The sequence below is a fragment of the Edaphobacter lichenicola genome, from assembly GCF_014201315.1.
GTDB classification, from domain to species: Bacteria; Acidobacteriota; Terriglobia; order Terriglobales; family Acidobacteriaceae; genus Edaphobacter; species Edaphobacter lichenicola_B.
In genome coordinates, this window is record NZ_JACHDY010000004.1 from 198672 (window position 1) to 224514 (window position 25843).

Annotated in this window: 22 protein-coding genes; 9 read left to right on the plus strand and 13 right to left on the minus strand. The window is 60.3% G+C overall.

Annotated elements, in window-relative coordinates; translation table 11 throughout:
• Positions 1–88: 88 nt before the first annotated feature.
• Entirely contained in the window at positions 89–325 is a 237-nt protein-coding gene (gene rpmE, locus HDF09_RS14315) for a 50S ribosomal protein L31 (protein WP_179586303.1), read from the minus strand.
• Positions 326–524: 199 nt separating this feature from the next.
• Between rpmE and HDF09_RS14320 the strand changes: the two genes are divergently transcribed.
• A complete protein-coding gene (locus HDF09_RS14320; RefSeq protein WP_183767482.1) occupies positions 525–1319 on the plus strand; it encodes an ATP-binding protein in 795 nt (264 codons plus the stop codon).
• An 85-nt stretch (positions 1320–1404) separates the two neighbouring features.
• On the opposite strand, the gene HDF09_RS14325 is transcribed toward HDF09_RS14320, so the two are convergent.
• The gene (locus tag HDF09_RS14325; protein ID WP_183767484.1) at positions 1405–1569 is read right to left on the minus strand and encodes a hypothetical protein; all 165 of its coding nucleotides are present in this window, start codon (positions 1567–1569) and stop codon (positions 1405–1407) included.
• Positions 1570–1914: 345 nt separating this feature from the next.
• Here HDF09_RS14325 and HDF09_RS14330 point away from each other — a divergent pair, with 345 nt between their 5' ends.
• On the plus strand, positions 1915–2418 hold the full coding sequence (locus HDF09_RS14330) for a DUF2393 family protein (protein WP_183767486.1): 504 nt from the start codon (positions 1915–1917) through the stop codon (positions 2416–2418).
• Between the two features lie 231 nt (positions 2419–2649).
• The gene (locus tag HDF09_RS14335; protein WP_183767488.1) at positions 2650–3561 is read left to right on the plus strand and encodes an OmpA family protein; all 912 of its coding nucleotides are present in this window, start codon (positions 2650–2652) and stop codon (positions 3559–3561) included.
• A 351-nt stretch (positions 3562–3912) separates the two neighbouring features.
• On the opposite strand, the gene kdsA is transcribed toward HDF09_RS14335, so the two are convergent.
• The 4 genes from kdsA to HDF09_RS14355 all read right to left on the minus strand — a co-directional run bounded on the left by kdsA (position 3913) and on the right by HDF09_RS14355 (position 10076).
• The gene (gene kdsA / locus HDF09_RS14340) at positions 3913–4749 is read right to left on the minus strand and encodes a 3-deoxy-8-phosphooctulonate synthase (RefSeq protein ID WP_183767490.1); all 837 of its coding nucleotides are present in this window, start codon (positions 4747–4749) and stop codon (positions 3913–3915) included.
• Between the two features lie 67 nt (positions 4750–4816).
• Positions 4817–5275 (minus strand): helical membrane plugin domain-containing protein, encoded by a 459-nt coding sequence (locus tag HDF09_RS14345; RefSeq protein ID WP_183767492.1) that lies wholly within the window; start codon positions 5273–5275, stop codon positions 4817–4819.
• 45 nt (positions 5276–5320) lie between these two features.
• Positions 5321–8347, minus strand: coding sequence for a formate dehydrogenase subunit alpha (fdhF, locus tag HDF09_RS14350; RefSeq protein ID WP_183767494.1), 3027 nt, complete (start codon positions 8345–8347; stop codon positions 5321–5323).
• 349 nt (positions 8348–8696) lie between these two features.
• Positions 8697–10076 carry a CCA tRNA nucleotidyltransferase gene (locus HDF09_RS14355; protein ID WP_183767496.1) on the minus strand — a complete coding sequence of 460 codons (1380 nt, stop codon included), beginning with the start codon at positions 10074–10076 and terminating at the stop codon, positions 8697–8699.
• Between the two features lie 20 nt (positions 10077–10096).
• Between HDF09_RS14355 and tsaD the strand changes: the two genes are divergently transcribed.
• The 4 genes from tsaD to HDF09_RS14375 all read left to right on the plus strand — a co-directional run bounded on the left by tsaD (position 10097) and on the right by HDF09_RS14375 (position 15415).
• Positions 10097–11344, plus strand: coding sequence for a tRNA (adenosine(37)-N6)-threonylcarbamoyltransferase complex transferase subunit TsaD (gene tsaD / locus HDF09_RS14360; RefSeq protein WP_183767498.1), 1248 nt, complete (start codon positions 10097–10099; stop codon positions 11342–11344).
• 110 nt (positions 11345–11454) lie between these two features.
• Positions 11455–12936 (plus strand): cysteine--tRNA ligase, encoded by a 1482-nt coding sequence (gene cysS, locus HDF09_RS14365; RefSeq protein WP_183767500.1) that lies wholly within the window; start codon positions 11455–11457, stop codon positions 12934–12936.
• Between the two features lie 67 nt (positions 12937–13003).
• Positions 13004–13768: a hypothetical protein gene (locus HDF09_RS14370; RefSeq protein WP_183767502.1), complete on the plus strand. Its 765-nt coding sequence runs from the start codon at positions 13004–13006 to the stop codon at positions 13766–13768.
• Between the two features lie 30 nt (positions 13769–13798).
• A complete protein-coding gene (locus HDF09_RS14375; protein WP_183767504.1) occupies positions 13799–15415 on the plus strand; it encodes a formate--tetrahydrofolate ligase in 1617 nt (538 codons plus the stop codon).
• Positions 15416–15599: 184 nt separating this feature from the next.
• On the opposite strand, the gene HDF09_RS14380 is transcribed toward HDF09_RS14375, so the two are convergent.
• On the minus strand, positions 15600–16154 hold the full coding sequence (locus HDF09_RS14380; protein ID WP_183767506.1) for a cupin domain-containing protein: 555 nt from the start codon (positions 16152–16154) through the stop codon (positions 15600–15602).
• Between the two features lie 70 nt (positions 16155–16224).
• Positions 16225–17181: an EamA family transporter gene (locus tag HDF09_RS14385; RefSeq protein ID WP_183767508.1), complete on the minus strand. Its 957-nt coding sequence runs from the start codon at positions 17179–17181 to the stop codon at positions 16225–16227.
• Positions 17182–17254: 73 nt separating this feature from the next.
• On the opposite strand from HDF09_RS14385, the gene HDF09_RS14390 reads away from it, so the two are divergent.
• Positions 17255–17965, plus strand: coding sequence for a hypothetical protein (locus HDF09_RS14390; protein ID WP_183767510.1), 711 nt, complete (start codon positions 17255–17257; stop codon positions 17963–17965).
• 42 nt (positions 17966–18007) lie between these two features.
• Here HDF09_RS14390 and HDF09_RS14395 read toward each other — a convergent pair whose 3' ends face one another.
• The 3 genes from HDF09_RS14395 to HDF09_RS14405 form a co-directional block, all read right to left on the minus strand.
• A complete protein-coding gene (locus HDF09_RS14395; protein ID WP_183767512.1) occupies positions 18008–20668 on the minus strand; it encodes an ABC transporter permease in 2661 nt (886 codons plus the stop codon).
• On the minus strand, positions 20665–21006 hold the full coding sequence (locus HDF09_RS14400; RefSeq protein WP_179586269.1) for a PadR family transcriptional regulator: 342 nt from the start codon (positions 21004–21006) through the stop codon (positions 20665–20667). The genes HDF09_RS14395 and HDF09_RS14400 overlap by 4 nt, the downstream gene beginning before the upstream one ends.
• Positions 21007–21292: 286 nt before the next feature.
• Positions 21293–21517: a hypothetical protein gene (locus HDF09_RS14405; protein WP_183767514.1), complete on the minus strand. Its 225-nt coding sequence runs from the start codon at positions 21515–21517 to the stop codon at positions 21293–21295.
• A 103-nt stretch (positions 21518–21620) separates the two neighbouring features.
• Here HDF09_RS14405 and HDF09_RS14410 point away from each other — a divergent pair, with 103 nt between their 5' ends.
• Positions 21621–23045 carry an acetyl ornithine aminotransferase family protein gene (locus HDF09_RS14410; RefSeq protein ID WP_183767516.1) on the plus strand — a complete coding sequence of 475 codons (1425 nt, stop codon included), beginning with the start codon at positions 21621–21623 and terminating at the stop codon, positions 23043–23045.
• A 198-nt stretch (positions 23046–23243) separates the two neighbouring features.
• Here HDF09_RS14410 and HDF09_RS14415 read toward each other — a convergent pair whose 3' ends face one another.
• Together HDF09_RS14415 and HDF09_RS14420 are read right to left on the minus strand one after the other, a co-directional pair.
• Positions 23244–24080 carry an SDR family NAD(P)-dependent oxidoreductase gene (locus HDF09_RS14415; protein WP_183767518.1) on the minus strand — a complete coding sequence of 279 codons (837 nt, stop codon included), beginning with the start codon at positions 24078–24080 and terminating at the stop codon, positions 23244–23246.
• 124 nt (positions 24081–24204) lie between these two features.
• Positions 24205–25842, minus strand: coding sequence for a tetratricopeptide repeat protein (locus HDF09_RS14420; RefSeq protein ID WP_183767520.1), 1638 nt, complete (start codon positions 25840–25842; stop codon positions 24205–24207).
• Position 25843: the final 1 nt, after the last annotated feature.

Sequence of the window (25843 nt, forward strand, 5' to 3'; positions counted from 1 at the left end):
GGTTCTTGTTCGTGACTAGTGTAGACAATTTAGACAAAACAAAGGCCCCCGCGTGGTGCGGAGGCCCCTGGGTGATTTAGGCGTCCGCTTACTTCGCGGCGGTCTCGGCCTTGCCGGCGTCCGACTTGGCGAACTTGCGGCGGAAGCGCTCGACGCGACCTGCGGTGTCGATCAGCTTCTGCTTGCCGGTGAAGAACGGGTGGCAGGCGGAGCAGATTTCGACGACGATGTCGCCCTTGTGCGTGGAGCGGGTCTCAAACGTGTTCCCGCATGCGCACTTGACGTGGATGTTGTCGTACTTCGGGTGAATACCTTCTTTTGGCATGATCAGAATCCTTTTCTCAATCTTGGGGTATGCCTGCCGGCTCGCGGATCGCTTGCAACGGAAGAGTTCACGTCACATCGAAGGGCCTGTCGCGCCGCCGCTTGCGCCTTTTCGGAGCGCTCAAGCAGTTTCCTCAGTTTAACTCAGATTCGCACAGGGGGCAATTGGATTCAGATGCTGCCATACTGAAGGGACAGCCATGAGTGAAGTTTGCACGATATGCGGTGGGTTAGGTCTAAAGGTCATTCAGCGTCCAGACGGGACTCAGTTTGCGCAGGATTGTGTTTGTCGCATCGAGCGCCGGGCAGCTCGTGTTCTTAAGAACGCCCGTATTCCTCGGCGCTACGAGTTCTGTTCGCTTGATAGTTACGAAACTATGCACAGCTCGGCGACAAAAAGTGTTAAAAAAAGCTTGATTGTCTCGCGCAAGTTTACCGAAGGATATCCAATTGAAACGAGCGGTAAGGGGCTACTTTTTGTCGGATCAGCGGGCTTGGGCAAGACGCATCTTGCGATTGGTATTTTAAAAAATCTAATTTTAGAGCGAGGCGCAACAGGAATTTTCTGGGAACACAAGGAACTTCTAGAAAATCTTCGCTCTACCTATAGCGGGCGGCACGCTGGAGCAGAGGCGGAAATGCTGAAAACCGTTATTACCTGCGATCTTCTGGTTCTCGATGACTTAGGCGATATCACTCCAAGCGATTGGAGTTGGGATACTACGTCCTATATTTTGAGTAGCCGATATAACGAGGATCGTTCGACAATCATCACTTCGAATCTGCCGAATAAACCACCCTCGATCGCTTTTGATGAATCCGTGGATCATTTTGCTTCCGAAGCGGCACAAGAAGCCCAGAAAGCCATGAATAGACGCACGCTGGGAGATCGAATCGGAGACCGAATTTGGTCCCGGTTGCAGGAGATGTGTGTTGTCGTGGAGATGCAGGGCGAGGACTTCCGCCAGAAGGTCAAGCGCGCCAGCTTCGCCTAGGTTGTTGTTTTCAAGTTAGGTCGTTGCTGTTTCAAGCGGATGGTGACGGAGCTTCAAAGCAAGCAGGTACGTGGGTCCGGCGAACTTAGAGCAGCGTAAACAGCAGAAACAAGCCAGCCGTCAATGCGGCGACCTGGTACATGCGGTCGGCCGCGACGGGAATCGCGACACCCTCAGCAGCCCGCAGACTGTTGTTCGGATCCAGCGCCGAGAAGGGAAGCTGCTGCGAAAGATCGATTTGCTCGTTCATGCCTGGCCCTCTCCTTAAGTTGCGCCTGAATGCTGCCGGTAAAGACTGGTGCAAGTAAATTACCGACCCTCTATAGATGTTCTATAACGCGAGAATGCACCAGAAAGTTCTGGTGTCGGCGTGAAAATTCGTCAAAGTTTTGTTGCAGACTCTTGAATGATTCCTTTTTGATAACCCTTACGAGGGGTGTGGCACGGCTCCAGAGGGTACTAGCCATCCAGCGGTATAAAATCTCCGCTTATGAGCGAACAGCGTAGTCCCCTCGATTCCCTGGTTAATCCATCTGGTTCCCCAAGCGCCCCGATCCCGCCAGGAAGCAGCGACACCAGTAGCCGGCAGCCCGTGATGTTCGAGAGCAAGCCGCCGGAGGGAGGCGGGGTGCCGATCGCAGCATGGGGAGTGGCGGGGTTGGTCGTGCTGGTGGTGCTCCTCGGTCTGGTCTTCGCCACACGCCACAAATCCCATGCGGCCCCCAACACGATCCAGCCACTGGCCGCTTATGCCGCCGAGCTCCCCCTCTCGCAGCTTGCGATGAGCGAGTCGACCAGCCTCTCAGGAGGAAAGTCGACCTTCATCGACGGTCATATTCAAAATGCAGGCGGTCAGACCGTCTCCGGCATCACCGTACAGGTCCTCTTCCGCAACGATGAGGCCATGCCCCCGCAAGTGGAGACGTTGCCGCTATCGGTCGTCCGGATGCGTGAGCCCTACATCGATACCCAGCCCATAAGCGCGGCGCCCATGAAGCCGGGCGAGGAACGGGACTTTCGCCTTATCTTCGAGACAATCCCGACCAACTGGAACACGCAAATGCCCGAGATTCACATCATTAGCGTGGACACAAAATAGCCGCTCCCTTGGTGACCGGGGTAGGCCATCGGGTAATAGTTACCTGGCCGTCTGGAAGATTTTGCGTGAGTCGGTTGTAATCTCCCGTTAGGCAGAAACTTCTCGTTTCCTCCAACCCATTTATTTTCTTCTGGTTGACACGTTTTAGTGGTTTGGCACGCCACCTGCTCTAGCAACTGCATGTTGACGTCTGGAACACAGGCGCAGAGTCAGAACAGGAGAGCAGACCAAATGATGAAATCCGGAAGCACTTTCGGCCTCCCAGCTTTAGTCTTAGGCAGTGCATTGGGTATCTCGGCATTCGCTCAAACCAGCACTCCCGCTACACAGACCACGGACTCCGCAGCAGCCAGCTCCACCTCGGGCGCAATGAATCCCGACGACAAGGCCACCTACGCCACCGGCAAGCCACTGACCGATCAGTCGAAGGAAGGCTTCTGGGGTCACATGAACCCGTTTGCTCGCAAGAAGTGGGTAAATCGGCAGACCGGTCCCATCAAGGGTCAGGTCAACGAGCTCGATCAGCTTCAGTCCAAGAACGCCAACGATATTCGAGACGTAGACTCCCGTTCGCAGGCTGGCATCAAGAACGCAATGAACACGGCGAATACCGCTGATCAGCATGCTCAGGACGCCGCGAATCGCGCCAACTCCGCCCAGACCCTGGCTAGCAACGCAAGCAGCCGTACCGATTCTCTCGGCAATACGGTCGGGAATCTCGACCAGTATCAGACCGTGTCCTCTACCTCAGTGAAGTTTGCCTCGGGCCGTACGGCTCTCGGGCCGACCGGTAAGTCGGACCTCGACAATCTCGCCACGACCCTCGCCAGCGAGAAGGGCTACATCATCGAAGTGCAGGGTTACAGCAGAGCTGGTGTCCAGACCTCACAGGCGATGGCTGACTCTGTGGTCCGCTACCTCGTAACCGAGCATCAGGTTCCCGTATACCGGATCTACAAGACTGGTCTCGGCAAGAACACTGTCAAGCCGGCAGATGGCGAGCAGGCAATCGTGAATGGTGTTCGCGTCACGCTGCTGCACAACAGCCTGGCGTCGATGAGCTCCGACTCGGCGTCCAACGCAACCACCACGCCAAAGACCTCCCATGCGGGAGTAAGTTCACCGCAAGAGGTGAATCAGTAGCCCTCCCCCCAGGACGGTGCAGCCACTCCGCACCGTCCGCAAGTTTGCCGAGATAGCGACCTAGAGCGCACTCGCAAAAACCTCTCCTAACCAGAGAGAACCAAGGCAGATTGGCCCCTCATTGAGGGGCCGCTTTTTTTAAGCAGTGATGTCCTGCCGGACGGGCTCCCTACGCGGGAAGCGGCCACTTCGTGGCGTGTGTACCTTGTATCGGCAGGGCGAACCGCGTGGGGCCTCGCGTTGCTCGGCAGATAGATTAGATTCCGACCAACGGGAGGACCGGGCGAAGCAGGAAAAAGGCGTGTGAACGCCTGCCCCGCGCGCAGCGGGCCCGTCCGGCAGGACATGCTTCTAGCGAACGGCGGCGTGCACAGCCAGCAACTGCTCCAGCACAGCCTTCAGATGGTTTAGATGAAGCGCATTGGCTCCGTCGGACTTCGCCTCCGCCGGATTGTTATGCACCTCGAGAAAGACACCATCGACGCCAGCAGCGACCGCCGCACGTGCCAGCACAGGGATAAACTCCGGCTGTCCTCCACTCACGCCATTGCCCGCAGAGGGCGTCTGGACGGAATGCGTGCCATCGAAGACCACCGGAGCAAACCCGCGCATCACGGGCAGTGAGCGCATATCTACCACCAGGTTGTTGTATCCGAAGCTCGCACCGCGCTCCGTTAGCGAGACGCGATCGTTTCCGCTCTCGCGAATCTTCTCCACCGCATGGCGCATGTCCAACGGCGCGACGAACTGGCCCTTCTTCACGTTGATCGCGCCGCCGGTCCTCTTCGTCGCCTCGGCAGCGGCGATCAGCAGATCTGTCTGGCGGCAGAGAAACGCCGGAATCTGCAGCACATCCACAGCCTCGGCCACGGCGTCACAGTCAACCGCAGTGTGAACATCGGTCAACACGGGCAGACCCGTGCTCTCGCCGATTGAGCGCAAGATCCGGCAGCCCTCCACCAGACCAGGCCCGCGAAAGCTCTTGATCGAGGTGCGATTGGCCTTATCGTAGCTGGCCTTGAAGATGTAAGGAACACCGAGGTCGGAGGCGATGCGCTGGATCACGTCGGCCATCATGCGTGCATGGCTCTCGGACTCGATCACACACGGTCCCGCGATGAGAAAAAGCTTGCCCCGGCCAACCGGGACCTGATGGGCTGCACTTCCGATATCGAAGGAATGAGTCACATCGTTTATTTGACCATAGCCCGCGACCCCGCGTCTGTGTCTGAGATCGTGTCGCTTAGTTCTTCAGCTAGTTCTTCAACGACCGGCCCAGCCCGGAGAGCACCAGCGTCATGAACGAGAGTCCGCGGCGGCTGTCTTCGCTCGTAGCGCGCCTGGCAAGCTGCAACAGGCTAGGTGCCTCTCGCTCCGCCTGATGCTCCTTGGTCGCATGCGCCATTGCCTTCGAGATCTGATCGAGCACCTCTGGATCGAGTTCGGTCAGGATCTTCGCGGCGGTCAGCAGATTACGGATCGCCGCGATCCCCCCAGGCGCCGCCGCATACTGCGACAACGTGTTGAAGATCGTATCCTTCGCGCCGATCGCGCCGTGCAGCATGCTCAGCAGGCCCTTCCGGTGCGCCTCTTCCAGCACATCGTAGGCCAGCAGCAGCGCCTCGGCATGCTTCTCTGGAGCCTTCTCCAGCTTGCGCGCAAGATCGGCCTTGAAGTCGACGGGCATCGGTTTGAAAGCAATTGGCTTGGCCATAACAACTCCTGAAAGTCGAAAAACTTTTCTGAAAATCGAAAGAAATTAGACGGTGGTGGACGTAATCTGAACCAGCTTGTCGGCAGCCGATGTTCCCGGCAGATGGTAGTCCTTGCGCGCCCACTTGCGTTCAATCTCGAGACCGGGCTGCGGCGTACGCTTGCCATAACGGAAGTTCCTGCGCGGCAGAGGATTCTCCCCCTGCTCCGGCAGCACCGACATGCGCACCGCCGTCTCTTTGTAAGCCGGTGTATGGGTGGCGCGATCGGTAAAGCTGCTGGTCAACCGGTTCACCGGCTCCTCAACCGAGTTCAGGGGCATGTAGAGTTGTTTCCCCTGAACACGATCGGTGACGATGACCTGCACGCGGACGATGCCGTAGGGGCTGGTGAGTTGGACGTGGCGGCCCGTGCTGATGCCGCGCTCGGCGGCGAGCTCGGAGGAGACCTCCACCCAGGTGTTCGGCGTAATCTCTTTGATCCCCGGCGTGCGATAGGTCATGCTGCCCTGCTCGAAGTGCTCCAGCAATCGGCCATTGTTAAGGTGCAGGTCGAACTCTTTGCTGCTCGCTTCACTAGGCGGAATGTATTCGACCGGATGGAACTTCGCCTTGCCATCAGGGAAGGGGAAGCCCTCGGTAAACAATAGCGGCGAGTCGGTTCCATCCGCATGCACCGGCCACTGCAGGCTGTCGAAGCCCTCCAGCCGCGTATAGCTCACGCCTGCAAACAGCGGAGTCAGTCGCGCCACCTCATCCATAATCTCGGAGGGATGTTTGTAGTTCCAATTACCGCCCATTCGATTAGCGACCAGCTGAATAATCTCCCAGTCGGCCTTCGCATCGCCCAGCGGCTCGATCGCTTTGTAGATTCGCTGGATGCGGCGCTCTGTGCTGGTGAAGGTGCCCTCTTTTTCGAGCGAGGGAACAGCAGGGAGGACGAGGTCGGCATATCGGCAGGTCTCGGAGAAGTTGATGTCCTGCACGATAAGGAACTCGCACACGCTGAGTGCGTCGCCAACGTCGCCCGCGTTGGCATCGGAGGTGATAGTGTCCTCTCCTTTGATGTAGAGGCTCTTGACAGAGCCGGCCTGAATGGCACGGATCATCTCGTGATTGTCGAGTCCTGTGGTGGTGGGAAGGGTAACGCCCCAATCCGCTTCAAACTTTGCGCGGATGTCCGGGTCATCGACTTTTTGGTATCCAGAAAAGACATTTGGCATAGAGCCGAAGTCGCTCGCTCCCTGCACATTGTTATGGCCGCGCAGCGGATAAGCGCCCGCCCCAGGCCGCATATAGTTTCCAGTCACCAGCAGCAGATTCGAGAGCGCCGTCGCCGTATCCGACCCGCCGCAATGCTGCGTCACACCCATCGCAAACAGGATGCAGGTGCCATCCGCCGCCGCAATCTCATGTGCCACGGTGATCAACGTGGCAGCAGGAACGCCCGTAATCTTCTCGGCATACTCCATTGTGAACGGCTCAAGCGACTTCTTGAACTCGTCGAAGTGATTCACCCACTTGTTGACGAAGTCCATCTTCGCCAGGCCGCTGTCGATAATGTACTTCGACACCGCGCACATCCACACGGCATCGGTCGAAGGGTTCGGACGGAAGAAGATGTCCGCGCGTTCAGCCATCTCATGCTTGCGCAGATCCGCGACGATCAGTCGCTGCCCGCGATGCTTATGCGAGCGCTTGATCCGCGTACAGAGCACGGGGTGATTCTCAGCAGGATTCGCTCCAACGATCAACACCAGCCCGGCCTTTTCGATATCTGCAATCGAACCCGAATCGCCGCCATAACCAACGGTACGTTGCAGCCCCATCGTCGCAGGGTTCTGGCAGTAGCGGGCGCAGTTGTCGACGTTGTTGGTCCCGATCACCGCGCGTGCCAGCTTCTGCATCACGAAGCTCTCTTCATTGGTGCACTTCGAAGAAGCAATAAACGCCAGCGCGTCCGGACCATGTTCGTTCTTGATCCGTTTGAAGGTGTGTTCGATGATGTCGAGCGCCTCGTCCCACTCGATCTCGCGAAAGCCGTCTCCATCGCGCAGCAATGGTTTCGTCAGCCGGTCATCTGCGTTGATGTGGCCCCAAGCAAACTTACCTTTGATGCAGGTGGAGATCCCATTCGCCGGCCCATGCGTTGGCTCGATCTTCAGGATGTGGCGCTCCTTCGTCCACACCTCGAAGCTGCATCCAACCGCGCAGTAGGTGCACACCGTCTTGGTGCGTTTGGTGCGCTCGTTGCGCATCTCCGACTCCATCTCAGAGAGCGAAAGGATAGGCCCGTACCCAATCGGCGGCTCGACACCCTTCACCACTTCGATCATGTTGTTCAGCGTCGCGGACGGCAGGTCGGTCATGTATCCCGCCTCGCCCAGCATCGACTTCTCCATCAGCGCGTTGCAGGGACACACCGTGACGCAGTGCCCGCACGAGACGCAGCTCGAACCCTCGATCTTCGTTCCGCCATCCCACAGCACCCGCGGATGCTCGCTCTCCCAGTCGATCGTCAGCGTCTCATTCACCTGCACGTTCTGGCACGACTCCACGCAACGCCCACACAGAATGCACTGGTCCGGATCGTAGCGGTAGAACGGGTTCGACATATCCTTCTCATACGGCTTCCGTCTGTACTCGCGGTGCTGATGCTTCACATCGAGAACGGCCGTCGTGTTGTGGATCGTGCAGTTTTGATTGTTGTTGTCGCACACCGTGCAGTACAGCATGTGGTTCTCGAGGATGCGATCGAAGGCCTCGCGTTGCGCAATATCCACGGCCTCGCCAGCGGTCTCCACCTTCATTCCCGCGGTCACTCTGGTTGAGCACGCCCGAGCCAGTTCGCCATTCACCTTCACCAGGCAGGTGTCGCAGCTCTCGATAGGGCCCATCTGCTTCACGTAACAAACCTGTGGCACAGGCTTCTGTGCACTCACTGCAGTGCGCCGATTCAGCAGGTCGATCAACAGTTCTCCGGAACGCCCAGGTACCTGCAGTCCATCAATGGTCAACTGTGTATTCGGACTAAAGTCGGCAGGGGTATTCAGCAGCGATTTCGTAGTAGCCATAAGCCCTCAGGTTGCGAAGCAGAATAACAGGCACCACTCCCGCCCGGCCACTCCGTCTCTCTCCACATTACACCCAACACACACTGACAAAATCGTGACAAAAAAGTGCACCCGCCGAGCATCCGCGACGCATCCAAATGCTCTCAGCGACCTGTCCTGCTGGACGGCCCCACTGCGCGTGGGGCGGGCGTTCGCACGCCTTTTTAGAGCTTCGCATGGTCCTCCCGTTGGTCGGAATCAATCCTCCTTCGCGACCAACGGGAGCGCCAACCGAAGGGGTATACAAGTCACGAAGTGACCGCCCTCCGCGCAGGAGGCCCGTCCGGCAAGACAGTCACTGGATAGTTTCTTAGGGCTCACGCCACCGTTCTCTCACCAACGCCAGCCCCTCTGCGGTGGTCGTCACGACACCCTCCAGCTGAGCATCCTCCGCAGCCTCCAGCATCTCCTTGAACTGCGGACTCGGACGATACCCCGCAGCAATCAGATCCCGCCCCGTCACCAGCAGTTTCGGCCGCATCTCTTCGACCGGCGCAGCTTCATACCGCTCGCGCGCAAACTCATACAGCCGCAGATCGCCATGCGCCGACATGCAATCCATCCAGTGCAGTCTAAGGTGCTCATCAAACTTCGGCAGCCGAAGAAACCGCTTCAGCGTCGACTCGCGCATCTCGAGAACGTCACCAAATCGCATATGGTTCTTCACCAGCGCGACGATCTGTTCGGTCTCTTCATTCGAAAATCGCAGCCGCGCAAGAACCGCCTCAGCGATGCGCACTCCCACCTCAACATGCCCATCGAAGCGGATGCGGTCCCCCGGCTTCTTCGGATCAGGCGGACGAAACGTCGCCGGCTTGCCGACATCGTGCAGCAGTGCTCCCCACGCCAGCGTCGCCGACACGCCCGGCGTCAGCTTCTCCAGCAGCAGCATCGTATGCACCCAAACATCGCCCTCCGGGTGAAACTGCGGCGGCTGCTCCACCCCGCGCATCTTCACCACCTCAGGCAGAATGTGCTGCAACAAATCGTACTCATACAGCATCTCGAACGCCCGTCGCGCATGCCCCTCCGTCAACATCAGCGTCAACTCATCGCGAATCCGCTCCAGACTGACCTGCGTGATCTCCGCGGCAAGCTCTTTGATCGCCGCAGCCGTCGCAGAATCAACTTCGAACTCCAGCCTCGCCGCAAACCGCACCGCCCGCAGCATCCGCAGTTTGTCTTCGGCAAACCGATCCTTCGCGACGCCAATCGTCCGCACCCGATGCTTCGTCAGGTCCTCACGCCCACCAACGAAATCGAGAATCGCCTCTTCACCCGGCCCAGCCAGCGGATCGAACAGCATCCCATTGATCGTGAAGTCGCGCCGCTGCACATCCTCGCGCGGATCAGTCGAAAAACGCACCGCATCCGGCCTCCTCCCATCGCTGTAAGCCCCATCATGCCGAAAGGTAGCAACCTCGGTAGCAATCTCCCCGCCGTCTTCCTCCGGCGAGCAAACCAGTACCACCCCAAAGTGCGCCCCCACCGAATAAGTCTTCGCAAACATCCCCATCACCACATCCGGCGTCGCGCTCGTAGCCACATCGAAGTCCTTCGCCTCAACTCCAAGCAGAAGATCGCGCACACATCCGCCTGCGAAATAAGCCGTGTGCCCAGTCGCACGCAGAGACACCACGATCTCTCGCGCCGCCCTGTACCTCGCGTTCTCGCCCCAAAGCTCGCTCATGCTTCCCCTATGATAGAGAGATGCGCGAAACCGCCCGGAGCGGCGAAATCACAGGCCACGAAAAAGGCCAAGGCACCGGCCTCATCCTCGGCATCGAAAGCTCCTGCGACGAGACCGCCGCCGCCGTCGTCCGCGCAGGCAGCGAAGCCCTCTCGAACGTAGTCGCCTCGCAGATGTCGCTCCACGCGAACTACGGCGGCGTCGTCCCCGAGCTAGCCTCCCGCGAGCACCTCCGCAACATCGTCCCCGTCGTCCGCGAGGCCATGGCCCGCGCCAGCGCTGCTGCCGGACATCCGATCACCTTCGCCGACCTCGACGCCGTAGCCGTCACCGCAGGCCCAGGCCTCGCCGGAGCACTCCTCGTCGGCATCACCTACGCGAAGGCCCTCACCTTCGGCCTCGACAAACCCCTCATCTCCGTCAACCACCTCGAAGGCCACATCCACGCCGTCCTCATGGAGACGCGTCAGCGCAGCGAACGCCCCATGGAACTCCCTCTGCTCGCGCTCGTCGTCTCCGGCGGCCACACTCACCTCTACCTCGCCACCCACGAGCAGGGAAGCGAGACAACATGGACCTACCGCAACGTAGGCCGCACCGTCGACGATGCCGCCGGTGAAGCCTACGACAAGGTCGCCAAGCTCCTTGGCCTCGGCTACCCCGGCGGCCCCTGGATCGACGCCCTCGCTCCTCACGGCAACCCTTGCGCGGTCCTCTTCACCTTCGGCGAGATCAAACATCGCGCTCCCCGCGAGGGAGTCACCAACAAAAAAGCCCCCGCCAGCACCTCAGGCCCGCACTTCGACTTCTCCTTCAGCGGCATCAAAACCGCGGTCCTTCGCTACGTCGAAACCCACCACATGCGCGACAGCATCGAAGCCCGCCGCATTGCCCTCGCAGCCGATCCCACTCTAATGCCAAAGTCCGAGGCCGTCGTAAAGCTCTGCGACCAGCAGACCCTCGACCTGATCGCCTCCTTCCAATACGCCGTCGTCGGCAACCTCCAGCGCCAGACCTTCGCCGCCGCCGAAGCCCTCGGCGCGCACAGCATCGTCGTCTCCGGCGGAGTAGCCGCCAACAGCGAACTGCGCCGCCGCCTTCAGGCCGAAGCGGACCGCCGCAACCTCCCCATAGCCTTCCCCTCGTTGGCCCTCTCCACCGACAACGCCGCCATGATCGCCGCAGCGGCCTGGCCAAAGCTGGTCGCCCAGGACTTCGCCACCGAAGACCTCGGAGCAACCCCTCAGCTCCGCCTCGGCCAGCAGTAACTCCGCGCCCGACAATCTACCCCGGTAAATCAGCTAAAATCATCAGGGAATCTCAAGCGAGAGCAGTCTGCACCGCGCCACGCGCCGGCTGCGGCAGGATACTAGAGCACGTGGCAACCATAGAACTCTTCAATACCCTCGGCGGAAAGATCGAAACCCTCGCCCCCGTCGACCAAAAAGCTCTGCGAATGTACTGCTGCGGCCCGACCGTCTACGACTACGGCCACATCGGTAACTTCCGCACCTTCCTCCATGTCGACGTCCTGCGCCGCGTCATCCGCCAGCAGGGCATCCCGGTCGAACACGTCATGAACATCACCGACGTCGACGACAAGATCATCCGCAACGCCGCAGCCGCCGGCGTCCCCATCGCCCAGTACACCAAAAAGTTCGAGAATGCCTTCTTCGAGGACCTCGACGCCCTCGGCATCGAGCGTCCCGAGTACATCTCCCACGCCACCGCCTGCATCCCCGACATGGTGGGTCTCATCGAGCAGCTCGCCGCCAAAGACATCGCCTACCAGGCCGAAGACGGTAGCTGGTACTTCCGTATCGCCCGCTTCCCCGAGTACGGCAAGCTCTCCAAAAAAGACTTTGACGGCATCGAAGACGGAGCCCGCGTCGACATCGACGAATACGAGAAGGACGCTGCCCGCGATTTCGCCCTCTGGAAGGCTGTAAAACCCGGCGAACAATCGTGGGAGACAGCCCTCGGCACCGGCCGCCCTGGCTGGCACATCGAGTGCTCCGCCATGGCCACAAAATTTCTCGGTGAAAATATCGACCTCCACGCCGGTGGCGAAGACCTCATGTTCCCGCACCATGAGAACGAGATCGCACAATCCGAGTCCGCGAGCGGCAAGCCCTTCGTCCGCCACTGGATGCACGTCCGCTTCCTGCTCGTCGAAGGCAAGAAGATGTCCAAGTCCGAGGGCAACTTCTACACCCTCCGCGACCTGCTCCTCAAGGGCTATCGCGCCTCCGCCATCCGCTTCCTGCTCATCTCCGTGCCTTATCGCCACCAGATGAACTTCACCTTCGACAGCCTCATCGAATCGACCAACGCCATCGACCGCCTGCGCACCTTTCACCAGCGCATGGTCAAGGGCGGCTTCCCGCAAGGATGCGACCAGGCCCTCTCTCTGCTCACCGACGAGGCAAGGATGGCCTACACCATCGCCCTCGCCAACGACCTCAACACCGCCGAAGCCCGCGCCGCAATCTTCGATCTCGTTCGCGCCGCCAACACCGCAGCAGACAATGGAACGCTGCGCAACGAAAACGCGACAGAGATCATTCAGCTCCTCGAACTCTTCGACGCAGTCTTCGCCGTCCTCGAAGACCGCGACGCCGCCATCACTCGCGCCGCGCTCACCTGGGCCGAAGCCGAGGGCCGCATCGACGAAGCCGCCCCCGAAACCGTCGCCAATCTCGCCCTCTCCGACGCTGCCATCGACGCCCTCGTCGCCGAACGCACCCAGGCCAAAAAGACCCGCAACTTCGCCCGCGCCGACGCCATCCGCAACGACCTGCTCCAAAAAGGCATCCTAATCGAAGACTCCAAAGATGGCGTCCGCTGGAAAAGAAAATAAGCCCGCTGGAAGAGAAGATAGGCCGCCGGAAAAGTACCTCGCAAGACAAGTTGCTGGAGCGGAATCAATGACCTTCGCAATCCGAACTCTCGTTGCTAGTTGTTTCCTCGTGGCATCTCTCGCCGCAGCCGCGCAAACCGCTGCTCACGGCACCACCGAGTGGGAGAGCGAGGCCCTCAAGCTGCGCCTCTTCTACCCCTCCGACCTCGTCAAGGCCGACCCCGAAAAAGTCCTGCACGACGGCCATCTCACCCTCTTCAACGTCGACAACCCAAAGCTCGCCGCCGAGACTCACTGTCTGCGTCCTGCACTTCTGCTTGAACTCCCGCAATCAGGCCCGGCACAAACCACAAGCACTCAACCCACCGCGGACGGCGGCACGCAGGTCACCATCACGCCCGCCATCACCGCGACCATCCTGCTAGCCGAACTCGACGTCGACTGCCTCAACGCGGAGCACGAGAGTAGCAGCACCACGCTCCTTGCAGACCTCGCCGAGATCGTCAACAAGGTCCCCGGCATGAAGCCCATCGCGCAACCCTCCTGGTACAACGTCGGCTGGCAGAAGGTCCACATGGCCGCTGCTCAAGGCCCAGCGCAAGGCCCAGCGCAGCCCCAGGCCTCAACCACAGACTCCGCAAACCAGTCCACGGTTCCGCAGTCGCTTTACACGATGGGCCTCTCCACCAACTGGAACAGCCACCTTCTCGTCTGGTACTTCTCTTCGAACAACATCGACACGCTCAATCGCATCACCAAGACCGCCGTCCGCTTCGGCCGCGCCGAGGCCGCGCCGCTCTACCCAGTTCCCATGGGCACCGCGGCCCCCTAGCTTTCCTCTAACCCGAACACGCCGAGACCCATGACCAAAGATCTTCTCCCCATCGAAGCCATCGTCGAAAAACTCAACCTGCCTGAGAAGTACGTCGAACGCCTCGGCCGCTACGGCGCCAAGCTCACGCTCAACCTCCTCGACGATCCCACCTTCCCCGTTCGCGGCAAGTTCATCCTCGTCACCGCAACCACGCCCACTCTCTCCGGCGAAGGCAAGACCGTCACCTCCATCGGCCTCGTGCAGGGCCTCGAAAAGATCGGCAAAAAAGCCATAATCACCTCGCGCGAACCCTCCCTCGGCCCCGTCTTCGGCATGAAGGGCGGAGCAGCCGGCGGTGGCCGTTCGCAGGTCGAGCCAGCAGAAAAGATCAACCTTCACTTCCACGGCGACTTCCACGCCATCACCTCCGCGCACAACCTCCTCGCCGCCCTCATCGACTCGCACCTCTTCCACGGCAACGATCTCGACCTCGACCCTAACACCATCACCTGGCCGCGCACGCTCGACATGAACGACCGCGCTCTCCGCCACATCATCGTTCAGTCTGGCGGCAAACGCGACGGAGCCAACCGCCACACCGGCTTCCTCATCACCGCCGCCAGCGAGATCATGGCCATCATGGCGCTCGCCGCAAGCCGCAAAGATCTGCGGCTTCGGCTGGAAAGAATTGTTGTCGGCTCAACCCGCAGCGGCAAGCCCGTCCTCGCAAAAGATTTGAACGCCACCGGCGCAATGATGGCGCTGCTCAGCGAAGCCATCTTCCCCAACCTCGTCCAGACCACGGAGGGCACGCCAGCGCTGGTTCATTGCGGACCCTTCGGAAATATCGCCCATGGCACCAGTTCGGTCCTCTCGCACCAGATGGGCCTCCGCCTCGCCGACTACGTCATCAACGAAACTGGCTTCGCCTCCGACCTCGGCTTCGAAAAGTACATGGACATCGTCATGCCCTCCTCCGGCATCAAGCCCTCCGCCGCGGTCCTCGTCACCACCGTGCAGTCGGTTCGCAACCAGGGTGCAGGCGACCTCGAAGCCGGCTTCGAAAATCTGAAGAAGCACATCGCCATCGTCCGCGGCTTCAACCTCCCCGCCATCGTCGCCATCAACCGCTTCCCCAACGACACCGACGAAGATCTCAAGTTCCTCGAGAAGTACTGCGAAGCTCAAGGCGCTGCCTTCGCTCTCTCCGAGGCCTTCACCAAAGGAGGAGCCGGAGCCGCCGCCCTTGCCGAGAAGGTAGTCAGCGTCATCGCCGCCAACCCCAGCGTCACGCCAACCAACACCTACATCCCAAGTGCCTCGCCGCTCGAGAAGATCACCGCCGTCGCGCAAAAAGTCTACGGCGCAGCCAACGTCGAGCTCTCGCCGCAAGCCAAAGAAAAACTGGCGCGCTTCACAAAGTGGGGCTACGGCGCGCTTCCCGTCTGCATAGCCAAAACACAGTACTCCCTCACCGACGACCCCAAACTGATGGGCGCACCCACCGGTTGGACCCTCCACATCACCGACGTGGTCCTCTCCGCAGGCGCAGGCTTTCTCGTCGTCATCTCGGGCAGCATGATGCTGATGCCCGGCCTGCCCAAGTCCTCCCGCGCGATGGACATCAACGTCGACGCAGCAGGCGAGATCATCGGCATGTCGTAAAAACCCGTGCGTGACAATCCTCAGCAAGCTTCTCTCCCCGACCAACTGGAGGAGGCCAAAGCCAGCAAAAAAGGGTATACAAGTCACGAAGTGACCGCGCGAATCGGAGTGGCAAGCGCAGTGGCTCGTCCGGCAGGACAACTCTTTCGGTTTCCGCTCAGCGAGCTATACCGGCATCTCAAAGCTACTTCACCCAGTTCGGCCCAATGAACTCCCGCAGCGTCTCAGGCGTGGCCCACGGCGCTGCACTCGCAAACCGCTTCACCCACTCAGCACCCTCGCCAATCCTCACGCGATCCGGCGTAAACTCAGGCGAAAGCGTATTCACCATCAGCGCGAAGCTAGCTCCCTCATGCAGCCGCAAGGCCTTCCAGCAACCCCCCGGCACCGCAACCACCGGCCTCTGTCCCGCCGCGTAGTCGAACCCAAGCGTCACCTTCTCCACACGTCCCTCCGGATGAAAGATGAAGTAGTCCACCGGCCCGCCCTCCACCAGGATGTGCGTGTCGTCCGGCTCCAGCCAGTGCAAATAATTTATCGGCCTCTCCCGCGTAAGCATGTAGTAATTCTGGCTTTGCACCGCGAGCATGCGCCCACCAACCGTCACCTTCTGCGCAGAGACTCCGATGATCCCCAGATACCCCGACTCCTTCGGCAGCACCGACAGCTTCAGCGTACGAATCAACTCCCTCGCCCGCGCATCGGTCGCGGCAGGAGTTGCCCCCTGCAAACCAATCATTCCCGCCACGCATATCGCCGCGAGTAAAAATCGCCTCATGCCCGCAGACTAGCAGACGCGAACCAGCAGACTAAGCCTCAAGCCCAGCCGCGACATCCTCATCCACCACCGTCGCCGCGCCACTCTTCATCTTCGAGCTGGTCACCAGAAACACCGCCACCAGAATCGCCGCCATCCCCACATACTCCACCGCAACAAAGCGCTCCTTCAGCAGGATCACCCCAAGAATCACCGCGATCACCGGATTCACATACGCATACGTCGCCACCTTCGACACAGCCACATGGTCCAGCAGATAGACATACGCGCTGTAAGTAAGAATCGATCCAAACGCCACCAGATAAAGCGTCGAAGCCCAGGCCTGCAATCCCCACTGCGCCCCGTGGTATCCCTTCGTCACCACCAGCATCAACGCATTGAATACGCCGCCGAACAGCATCTCCCATCCCGCCGCCGCGAATCCGCTAATCTGAAACGTCGATCGCCGCGAGATCACCGACGCGCCCGTCCAGCACATCGCTCCGCCCAGCGTCACTCCAGCCGCGACGATCTGCCGCGAGTCGCCACGCAGTCCCTCCCGCAATCCAGGCCACAGCAGAAACACAATACCCGCGAACCCAATGCAGATCCCAACCCACCCCTTCGCTCTCAACCCTTCGCCTCTGGGCAGCACAATCTCGATCAGCGCCGCATACAAGGGGACCACCGCCACCAGTAGCGCCGCCAGCCCCGTCGGAAGATACTGCTCCGCCCAGATCACCGACGTATTCCCGCACCCCAGCATCAGTACCCCAATCACCACCAACCGCGCCAGCTCCTGCCGATTCGGCCACATCTTCCTCTTCAGCGCAGCCGACGCAGCCAGCATCAGCACGCCCGCCAGCAGAAACCGCACGCTCCCCAGCACAAACGGCGGCAGCACCTCCACCCCATACCGCATCGCCAGGTAGGTCGATCCCCAGAAGAGATACACGCACGCAAAGCACAGCAGAATCCGCGTTCGATTTGGCGTTGAATTGACGGGCATTCCTCAATGGTATCGCGCCTTTGCCTCGCGGCCACGCCTGCATTCAAAGCCCTCGCGGTGCTACGATAAGGAGATGGTGCTTCGTCCTGCGGCCTTATTGCTCCTTCTTCTCGTCTGTGTCTCTGCGCGCTCTCAAACTCCCGACCAGTCCTCCGCCCAGCCCAATCCCAACCTGCCGCGGAGCTTCCACGATCAGGATCTGAACATCACCTACTTCTACCCCGGCCGCTTCGTGCCCGACCCCGCCAGCGTCGCCGAAAGAACCGCCCCAGAGTCCTCCAGCTCAACCACCGCCGCGTCGCCGAAGTGTGCCCGCTCCACCTTCTTCGCCAACTCGGTCACCCCGGTCGACACCTCATCCTTCGTCCTCTCCACCATCGACAACACCTGCCCCAACGTCCTCCGCGGTGCCACCACGCTCGGCCCCTTCATCCGCGAGCAGATCCTCCGTCAGCTCAAGCAGTACGGCGAGCCAACCGTCACCCAGGAGGCCACCCGTTACACCATCGACGGCCACCCCGCAGCCATCGTCCTGGCCTCAGTCCCCATGCCAGCCACAGCAGGCAAAATTCCCCAGACCACCTACGCCGCCAAAGCCTGCTTCCTCGGCAACATCCCCGTTAAAGCAAAGAAGAAGTCTGACCCCGTCGATCCCACCCGTCACGTCCTCTGCCTCGACTACACCACCCTGCACAGCGATCTCTACCATCTCCTGTTCGCCTTCAGCCTGCAGTTCGACAACGACACCCCCCAGCCCCTGGTCCCGGGCAGCGTCATCCGCTAGCGCAACATTGTCCTGCCAGCAACACGAGCAATCTGCCCCGCGTTACTCCTCGCGCAGCAGCAGCAAAGGATCCGTAGCCAGCGCACGCCGCGCCGGAATCCAGCCAGCCAGCAACCCCAGCAGAAGCATCGTCACCACCACCCCACCCAGCACAATCGGATCCCACGGCGTAGCCTGAGACACAATAAAAGCAATCACTTTGCCCGCCGCAAGACCAAGCAAGATCCCGACAGCCGAACCGAACGCCAGTAATCGGAACGTCTGCCCCAACGCCGCCTGCAACAGCTCCCTCCGTTGCGCCCCCAGCGCGATGCGAATCCCAAACTCGCGCAGCCGCTTGCTCACCGAGAAAGACGCCATGCCAAAGATCCCAACCACGGACAGCATCGCGCCCATAACCCCCAATACGCCCAGCGAAATCGTCGCCATCCGTGGACCAAACAGAAACGCGTCCAGAGTCTTATAGCGCGTCTGGATATAAACCGGTAGTCCGGCATCCATATTCCGCAACGTATTCCTGATGGCTTGTCCCAGCTGCTCCGGATCGCGGCTTGACCTCACCACAAGAAAGGCTGAGTTCGATGGTGATTGCAGAATGGGAAGAAACATCACAGGCTGTGGATCTTCCGTGAGACTTCCATATCTTCCATCCTCCGCAATTCCCACAACCTGAATGCGCGCTCCATCCGGCATCTTGAAGTACGCGCCCATAGCCTTTGCTTCGGAGCCGAAGATCTTCCGCGCAAACTGTCGATTCACCACCGCCACGCGCGGCTTGTCTTTGTCCTCCTGCCACGTGAAGGCCCTTCCCGACACCAGTGCTGTACCTGCCGCTTGAAAGTATTCAGGCGAGACCTTGAACATCAGTGCGTCTGATGCGGCATTCGCAGGCCTCAGATCCGTCGTACTGTCGGCGAAGACATTCGAGTCCGGTTGCGCATCCCCCAGGGGCACCTGATCAGCGAAACCCACGGACTCAACGCCCGGAATCGCCGCCAACGCATCCATCATGCGCTTTTGCATCGGCGGCACTTTGTCGCCCCGATAGCCCGCCATATTCAAGTCTGTCTCTACCAGCATTGTGTTCTGCAGCTCGAAGCCGAAGTTGTTGTGCAGCGAATGCGCCAATCCGCGCACGGCGACGATCGAAGAAGTGACGAGCACGGCGCAGATTGCAATCTGCACGACAAGAAGCAGATCGCGGAAACTCAGCCGCAAACCAAACCTGCCGCGCTTCGCCTCTACTGCGCCGCCCTTCACCGCCTCATACGGATCGGTGCGAAGAACCTGCCCAACCGGCACTGCGCCAAACAGTAATCCACTGGCCAACGCCAGAAACAAAGCAACCGCATACACCTTTACATCCGGATTCACGGACATATGAAGAGGCCACCGGGAGATCGGCTGCCAAACACTCAACGCCCTCAACAGCACCACGCTGCCTGCAAGTCCAACCGCCCCGCCCACCAGCGAAATCAGAACCGCCTCTGCAAAGAGTCCCCGCAGAATCCGTTTACGACTCGACCCAAGCGCCAGCCGCAGAGCGATCTCACGCGATCGATCCGAAGCGCGCGCCGCAAACAGGCTGCCGAGGTTGGCACAGGCAGCCAGCAGAATCAATCCCGCCAACAGCATCAGCGCGGTCATAAACGTCCGCACAGGGCGGCCAACGTAGTCCCCATAAAGACCCGGACGCGCCAGCTTGAAGCTCATCTTGGGATCGTCTTTGGGGTACGCCTTCTCGAGAGATGCTCCAACCGAGTTCAGATCCGCAATCGCCTGTGCCGGAGTCACTCCCGCCTTCAGGTGTCCCAGCGTCATAAAGACCCAGCGATCGCCGCGATTGTTCAGATCGTTCTCATCGAACTGCGCGTGATTCACAATCGGCACAAAAAAGTCGGGATTGAAGAACATGAGAGTGCCATGAAACTCAGGTGGTCCCACCCCGATGATGGTGTACGGAAACTTGTTCAGCCGGACGACACGACCGACGACGCTCGGATCACCCTGAAAGTGGCTGTGCCAGTAGTCGTACGTCAGCACGATGTAGGGTGCGCTGTTCGGACCGTGTTCATCGGAGCCATGAAAGAACCTGCCCAGATACGGCTTGAGGCCCAAAGCATCGAAGTAATTTCCACTGGCCTCATCAACCCATGCGCGTGAGGGATCGTTGCCCGTATCCAGCGCCGCCTCCAAGATGTTATAAGCCGCCAGAGTCTCAAAGCTGTGGTTGCGGTCCCGCAGGTCGAGATAGTCCGGATACGACTCGGACATATCGCTGGACAACCGCCACGGCCCGTAGAGGCTCTCTGACTGGGGCACATTCAACGGCCGCAGGATGAACGCATTCAAAACAGCAAACACCACTGCATTCGCCCCGATCGCAAACGCCAGTGTCAAAACAGCAACAATCGCGAAGCCGGGTTTCTTAGCCATTCTGCGCAGCGCGAAACGAATGTCCAGAACAAGCCCCTCGCCGAACTGGCCGCCAAGCGCATCGCGGCTCTCCTCTTTCAGTCGCTGATAACCGCCAAACTCGATACGCGCACGCCTCTCTGCCTCTGCGCGCGGAAGCCCGCCACGCTCGAGATCATCGGCGCGATGTTGAATGTGCGAGCGAAGCTCCTCCTCGATCTCACGATCGATCTCAGCACGATGGAAGAGGTTCGAAGCAAAGGAGCGTAGAGAGTCGAAGAGTCTCATATTTCCTCCGGTTGCGTAGCAAGTGCGCTGGCGATCGCGGTAGCCAGGCGGTTCCAACTGTCCGTCTCTTCCTGCAGACGCTTACGGCCTACCGCAGTCAGTTCGTAAAACTTGGCCCGACGATTATTTTCCGAGGTGCCCCAATCGGCCTTCAGCAGACCCTGGCGCAGCAGCCGAAACAACCCTGGATAAAGCGCACCCTGTTCAATCAACAGCGCCCCGCCGGAGATCTGCTCAATGCGCAGAAGCACGCCATACCCATGCAACGGCCCAAGCGAGACCGCGCGCAGAATCAGCAAATCAAGTGTGCCGGGAAGAAGTTGGGCCTGGGTAGTCAAGTGTCTCCCCCTAAGATGATTAGGAGACTAGACCCACTTCCCTAAGCTGTCAAGGAGAGTTTATTGCCAAAACGCCATGTCCTGCCGGACGGGCCCACTGCGCGTGGGGCGGTCACTTCGTGACGCGTATACCGGTCCCGGCAGGATCAACCTCGAATGTTCTCCCGTTGATCGAAATCAATATATCCTCCGACCAACGGGAGGACCACGCGAAGCTTTAAAAAGGCGTGCGAACGCCCGCCCCACGCGCAGTGGGCCCGTCCGGCAGGACACAGGTTTTCGAGTGTTACCACGATAAGGTATACTCACCGCCAAAGGCAGACTCCCCATGAAATCGCTGTTCGACACAGCCCGGAGCAATCGCAGCGCAGCCTTCCAGTGCCGCCCCAAGCGCCACCAGATGCCGCGCCGCCATCTCCGCGTCCTGCCCAGCCTCACGCGACCTAGTCTCTTCGCCGGCGACTAAGCTCGAACACCCCACCAGCCGGCGAAGTCCTCGCCACCAGCGCAAACCGTTCTCTCTGCAACCACAGAGCGCCGCCGTCCACACCTGGAACGGATACGAGCACGAACGGAAAGACCAAACGCACCGCTGCCCCCAAGGAGAGATTCGCATGTCCACCCTGACTGAAAAGACCCCCGAAGACCTGAAGCAAAACTCGGCACAAGGCGTCACCCCCGCCATCCGCTCCATGCACTACGCCGAGTTCGGCCCCAAGCTCAAGACCGCCCTCCCCGGTCCCAACGCCAAAAAGATCGTCGCCGACGACGACCGCCTCATCTCCCCCAGCTACACCCGCAGCTACCCCATGGTGGCCAAGTCCGGCCGCGGAATCCGCGTCACCGACGTCGACGGCAACGAGTTCCTCGACTTCGCCGCCGGCATCGCCGTCAACTCCACCGGCCACTGTCATCCCGAAGTCGTCAAGGCCATCCAAGATCAGGCCGCCGAACTCATCCACATGTCCGGCACCGACTTCTATTACCAGAACATGACCACCCTCGCCGAGCGCCTCTCCGCCATCGCGCCCATGCCCGGTCCGCACAAGTTCTACTACGGCAACTCCGGTGCCGAAGCCGTCGAGTGCGCCATGAAGCTCGCCCGCTACCACACCGGCCGCCAGAACATCATCAGCTTCTTCGGCGCCTTCCACGGCCGCACCATGGGCGCGCTCTCGCTCACCGGCTCCAAGCCCCAGCAGAAGCGCCGCTTCGCCCCCTTCGTCCCCGGCGTCCACCACATCCGCTATCCCTATGCTTACCGCGGCTGTCCCGACGGCACGCCAGAAGAGCAGGAAGCCTTCGCCCTCGACTGCGCCCGCTACATCGAAGACCGCCTCTTCAAGACCATCCTCCCGCCCGAAGAGGTTGCCGCCATCATCCTCGAGCCCATCCAGGGCGAAGGCGGCTACGTCGTAGCCCCAACCAACTTCCTCCAGGAGATTCGCCGCATCTGCGACCGCCACGGCATCCTCCTCATCGCCGACGAGGTCCAATCCGGCGCCGCAAGAACAGGGAAGTGGTGGGCCATCGAGCACTCCGGCGTCCAACCCGACATCGTCTGCATCGCAAAGGGCATTGCCAGCGGAATGCCGCTAGGCATCTGCATGTCCAAGGCCGAAGTCATGGACTGGGTCCCCGGCTCGCACGCCAGCACCTTCGGCGGCAATCCCATCTGCATCGCCGCCGCCCTCGCCACCCTGGACATTCTCGAGCGCGAAGGCCTCCAAAACGCCGCCACCATAGGCGAAAAGATGCTCGACCGCCTCCGCCCCTGGGTCGCCAAGCATCCCACCGTAGGCGACGTTCGCGGCCGCGGCCTCATGATCGGCGTCGAGCTCGTCAAAGACAAAAAGTCCCGCACGCCAGTCGGCCCCATGCGCGACAAGGTCGTCGATCTGGCCTTCGAGCGCGGCCTCTTGATCCTCGGCTGCGGCGAAACCACCATCCGCCTCTGCCCCCCGCTCATCGTCAACGAGCAGGAGGCCAGCATAGCCCTCGACATCCTCGAGGAGTGCATCACGCTAGCAGCAAAATAAGGGTCCTGCCGGACGGGCTCCCTACGCGGGAGGCGGTCACTTCGTGACGCGTCTACCGGTCTCAGCAGCGCCAGCAGCAAAGCTCCTCCGTTGGTCGGAATCATCTTCCCCCGACCAACGGGAGGGCCAGCCGAAGGGGTATACAAGTCACGAAGTGACCGCCTCCCGCGTAGGGAGCCCGTCCGGCAGGACAAGCCGTCAAGCACGCACGCCATATCGCGTTGCCGAATGCTTATGAGAAAGGTTCGGCCCCAGCGCCACCCGAGCCGCATCGAACCGCTCCCAATCCGCAACCTCAGGCAGCGCCGGAATCGTCACCAGCTCCCCGCTGTCGAACCCAGCCAGCGAAGCATCCACCATCTCCTCCGAACTCATCACAATCTCCGACGGCAGATTCTCATGCCCGCCAATCCCCGCGCGGCCCCAGAACTCCGACGCCGTAGCCCCAGGCAGCACCGCCTGCACCTGAACGCCCTTGCCGCCCACCTCTTTATGCAGCGACTGCGTAAGGTTCAGCACATAAGCTTTCGTCCCGCTATACACGCCATTCAACAACTCCGGAGCCACTGCCACAACCGAAGAGATGTTGATGATCGCGCCCTTGCCTCTAGCCAGGAATCCCGGCAACACCGCATAGGTCAGCCGCGTCAGCGCCGTCACATTCAGCTCAATCATGTTCTCCAGCTCATCGATCTTCGAGTCCACCAGCGAAGTCGTCCCGCCGAAGCCCGCATTGTTCACCAGCGTCGTAATCGACTTATCCGAGCGCAACCGCTCCTCGACTTTGTGCAAATCCGCCTTGTTCGTAAGGTCCGCGGCAACCGCATCGATCGAACGGCCAGTCGCCGAAGTCAGCGAAGCCGCCAGCTCCTTCAGCTTTTCGCCGTTGCGAGCCACCAGGATCAGATCATAGCCGCGGTGCGCCAGCCGATCCGCATAAACTGCCCCGATTCCTGTCGATGCGCCAGTGATGAGAGCAGTGCCAAGAGCTTTGCCAAGCTCAGTGCCTTTAGAAGAAGTAGTTGAAGTAGTCATAAAAGTCTCCGTACTGCGAAGGTGTGAACCAGAAAACTGATTCGCTTCGTTAGAGTAGACCGGTTGGTTAGTAGATTCAAAAAAGATACTCTCGCTAAAGAAAGTTCTCTAAGGCGTAACTCTGCTAATCCTGCCTGGCCACTCCGCGCGCTTCGACCAGCTCCCGGCGCCCAGGCTGATCGGCACGCACGGCAATCTTGAGCAGCTCGTTGAAGTACCTCTTCGCCCTCTCCTGATCGCCTGCTCTCTTCGCCGCCGTAGCCGCCCCATAGAGCGACCAGAAGCGATTCGGCTCCCTCTTGAGCGTCGCTTCAAACTCCACGAGCGCTTCAGCGGGTCGCTTCGACTCCAGCAGCAAATCTCCCAGCAGCTCGCGTGCCGGAGCGAGCGGCCCCGGCGTAACCACACTCTTTTCGGTCGCATCCTCCATCTCGGCAGCTCTGCGCATCCCGGCCAATGCGTCCTCGGAGTGCCCCTGCGAAGACTCGAGCCATGCGACCACTTCCAGCCGCTGAATCTCCACCTGGTTCGCCCAGAAGCTTTCTTTCATCGTGTTCAGCCGGTCGCGGCACTGCGCCAGAGAGTCGATTGCAGCACGTGCCGCCGCAGTGTCCTTCAAATGCGCATCCCCCAGGCCTCGGGCAAAGTAAGTCATGGCCTCGGTGTAAGGGAACGGACTTTGCAGCGGCTGGAGCTTTGCAGCGTTGGCCCAATCCCGCCGTTCCAGATCGTATCGAGCAGGTATCGCCGCCCTCGCAAAGTAGGCCGCCACCGGCCCGCCCGCTCCACCAATCTGTATCTTCGGATCGAAGCGCAAAAAAATCTGATCAGCCGACTCCACCACCCGCCTCGAAGCGTTGTCCTGGGCCGTCTGCAGATAGGCGTACTCCAGATAATCGCTGGCATGCAACTCGTCCGCCGGCTGTCCGGCATTGCGCGCCGCAGCCGCAGAGGAAACATTAGCGTCAATCGAAGCCTGCCAGTCGCCCACTCGCGTAAATGTATGCGAGGGCATATGCAACGCGTGAGGAGTCGAAGGCGCAATCTCGCTGTAGTGCTGCGCCGCCCCAGCCGCCCGTGCAGCCAGCGGCGGAACGTCATACGTGTGAATGATGTAGTGCGCCAGCCCAGGATGATCGGGATACTGAACGTACAGGCGATCCAGAATCTCGCCAGCCTTCAGCTGACGGGCATAAGTCTTATCAGCCGGATCTGCGGCGGCGGACACCGCCAGCGCATAGAAGATGGCTGCCTCCGTGTCCGCAGGGTAAGCAGCGCTCACCGCAGCCATCGCGCTCTCATAGGCCACCTTCCGAGAGCGCTGATCGACGGTCGCACTATCGGTATAGAGATGCGCAACGGCCTCAAGATAAGCAAGCTCACGTTCAGTCTTAGGAGGTAATCCTCGTCCCTGCTCGACTGCCTTCAGGCCCGCATCAAGTTGTGCCTGCGACTTGAGACCCGAAGCGAACGGATTGCCCCAGTCGCTCAATGCGATACCCCAGTAAGCCATAGAACACGACGGATCGCTCCCAAGAATCGTATGGAACGCCTCAATCGCACTTGCAAACTGAAACGAATGCATCAGCGCCACCGCCCGATTGAACTGCGGTTGCACTGCGCTGCTGCACGACGTGCCGAAACTCACCGTCCCCAACTTCTCGGGAGCGCCGTGATGGTCGGCCTGAGCAAAGCCCACCGTCGACAGCAGCGCAAGCGTCACAACAGACGAGGTGAAGCGAGTTCGCATCCGGGTTCGCATC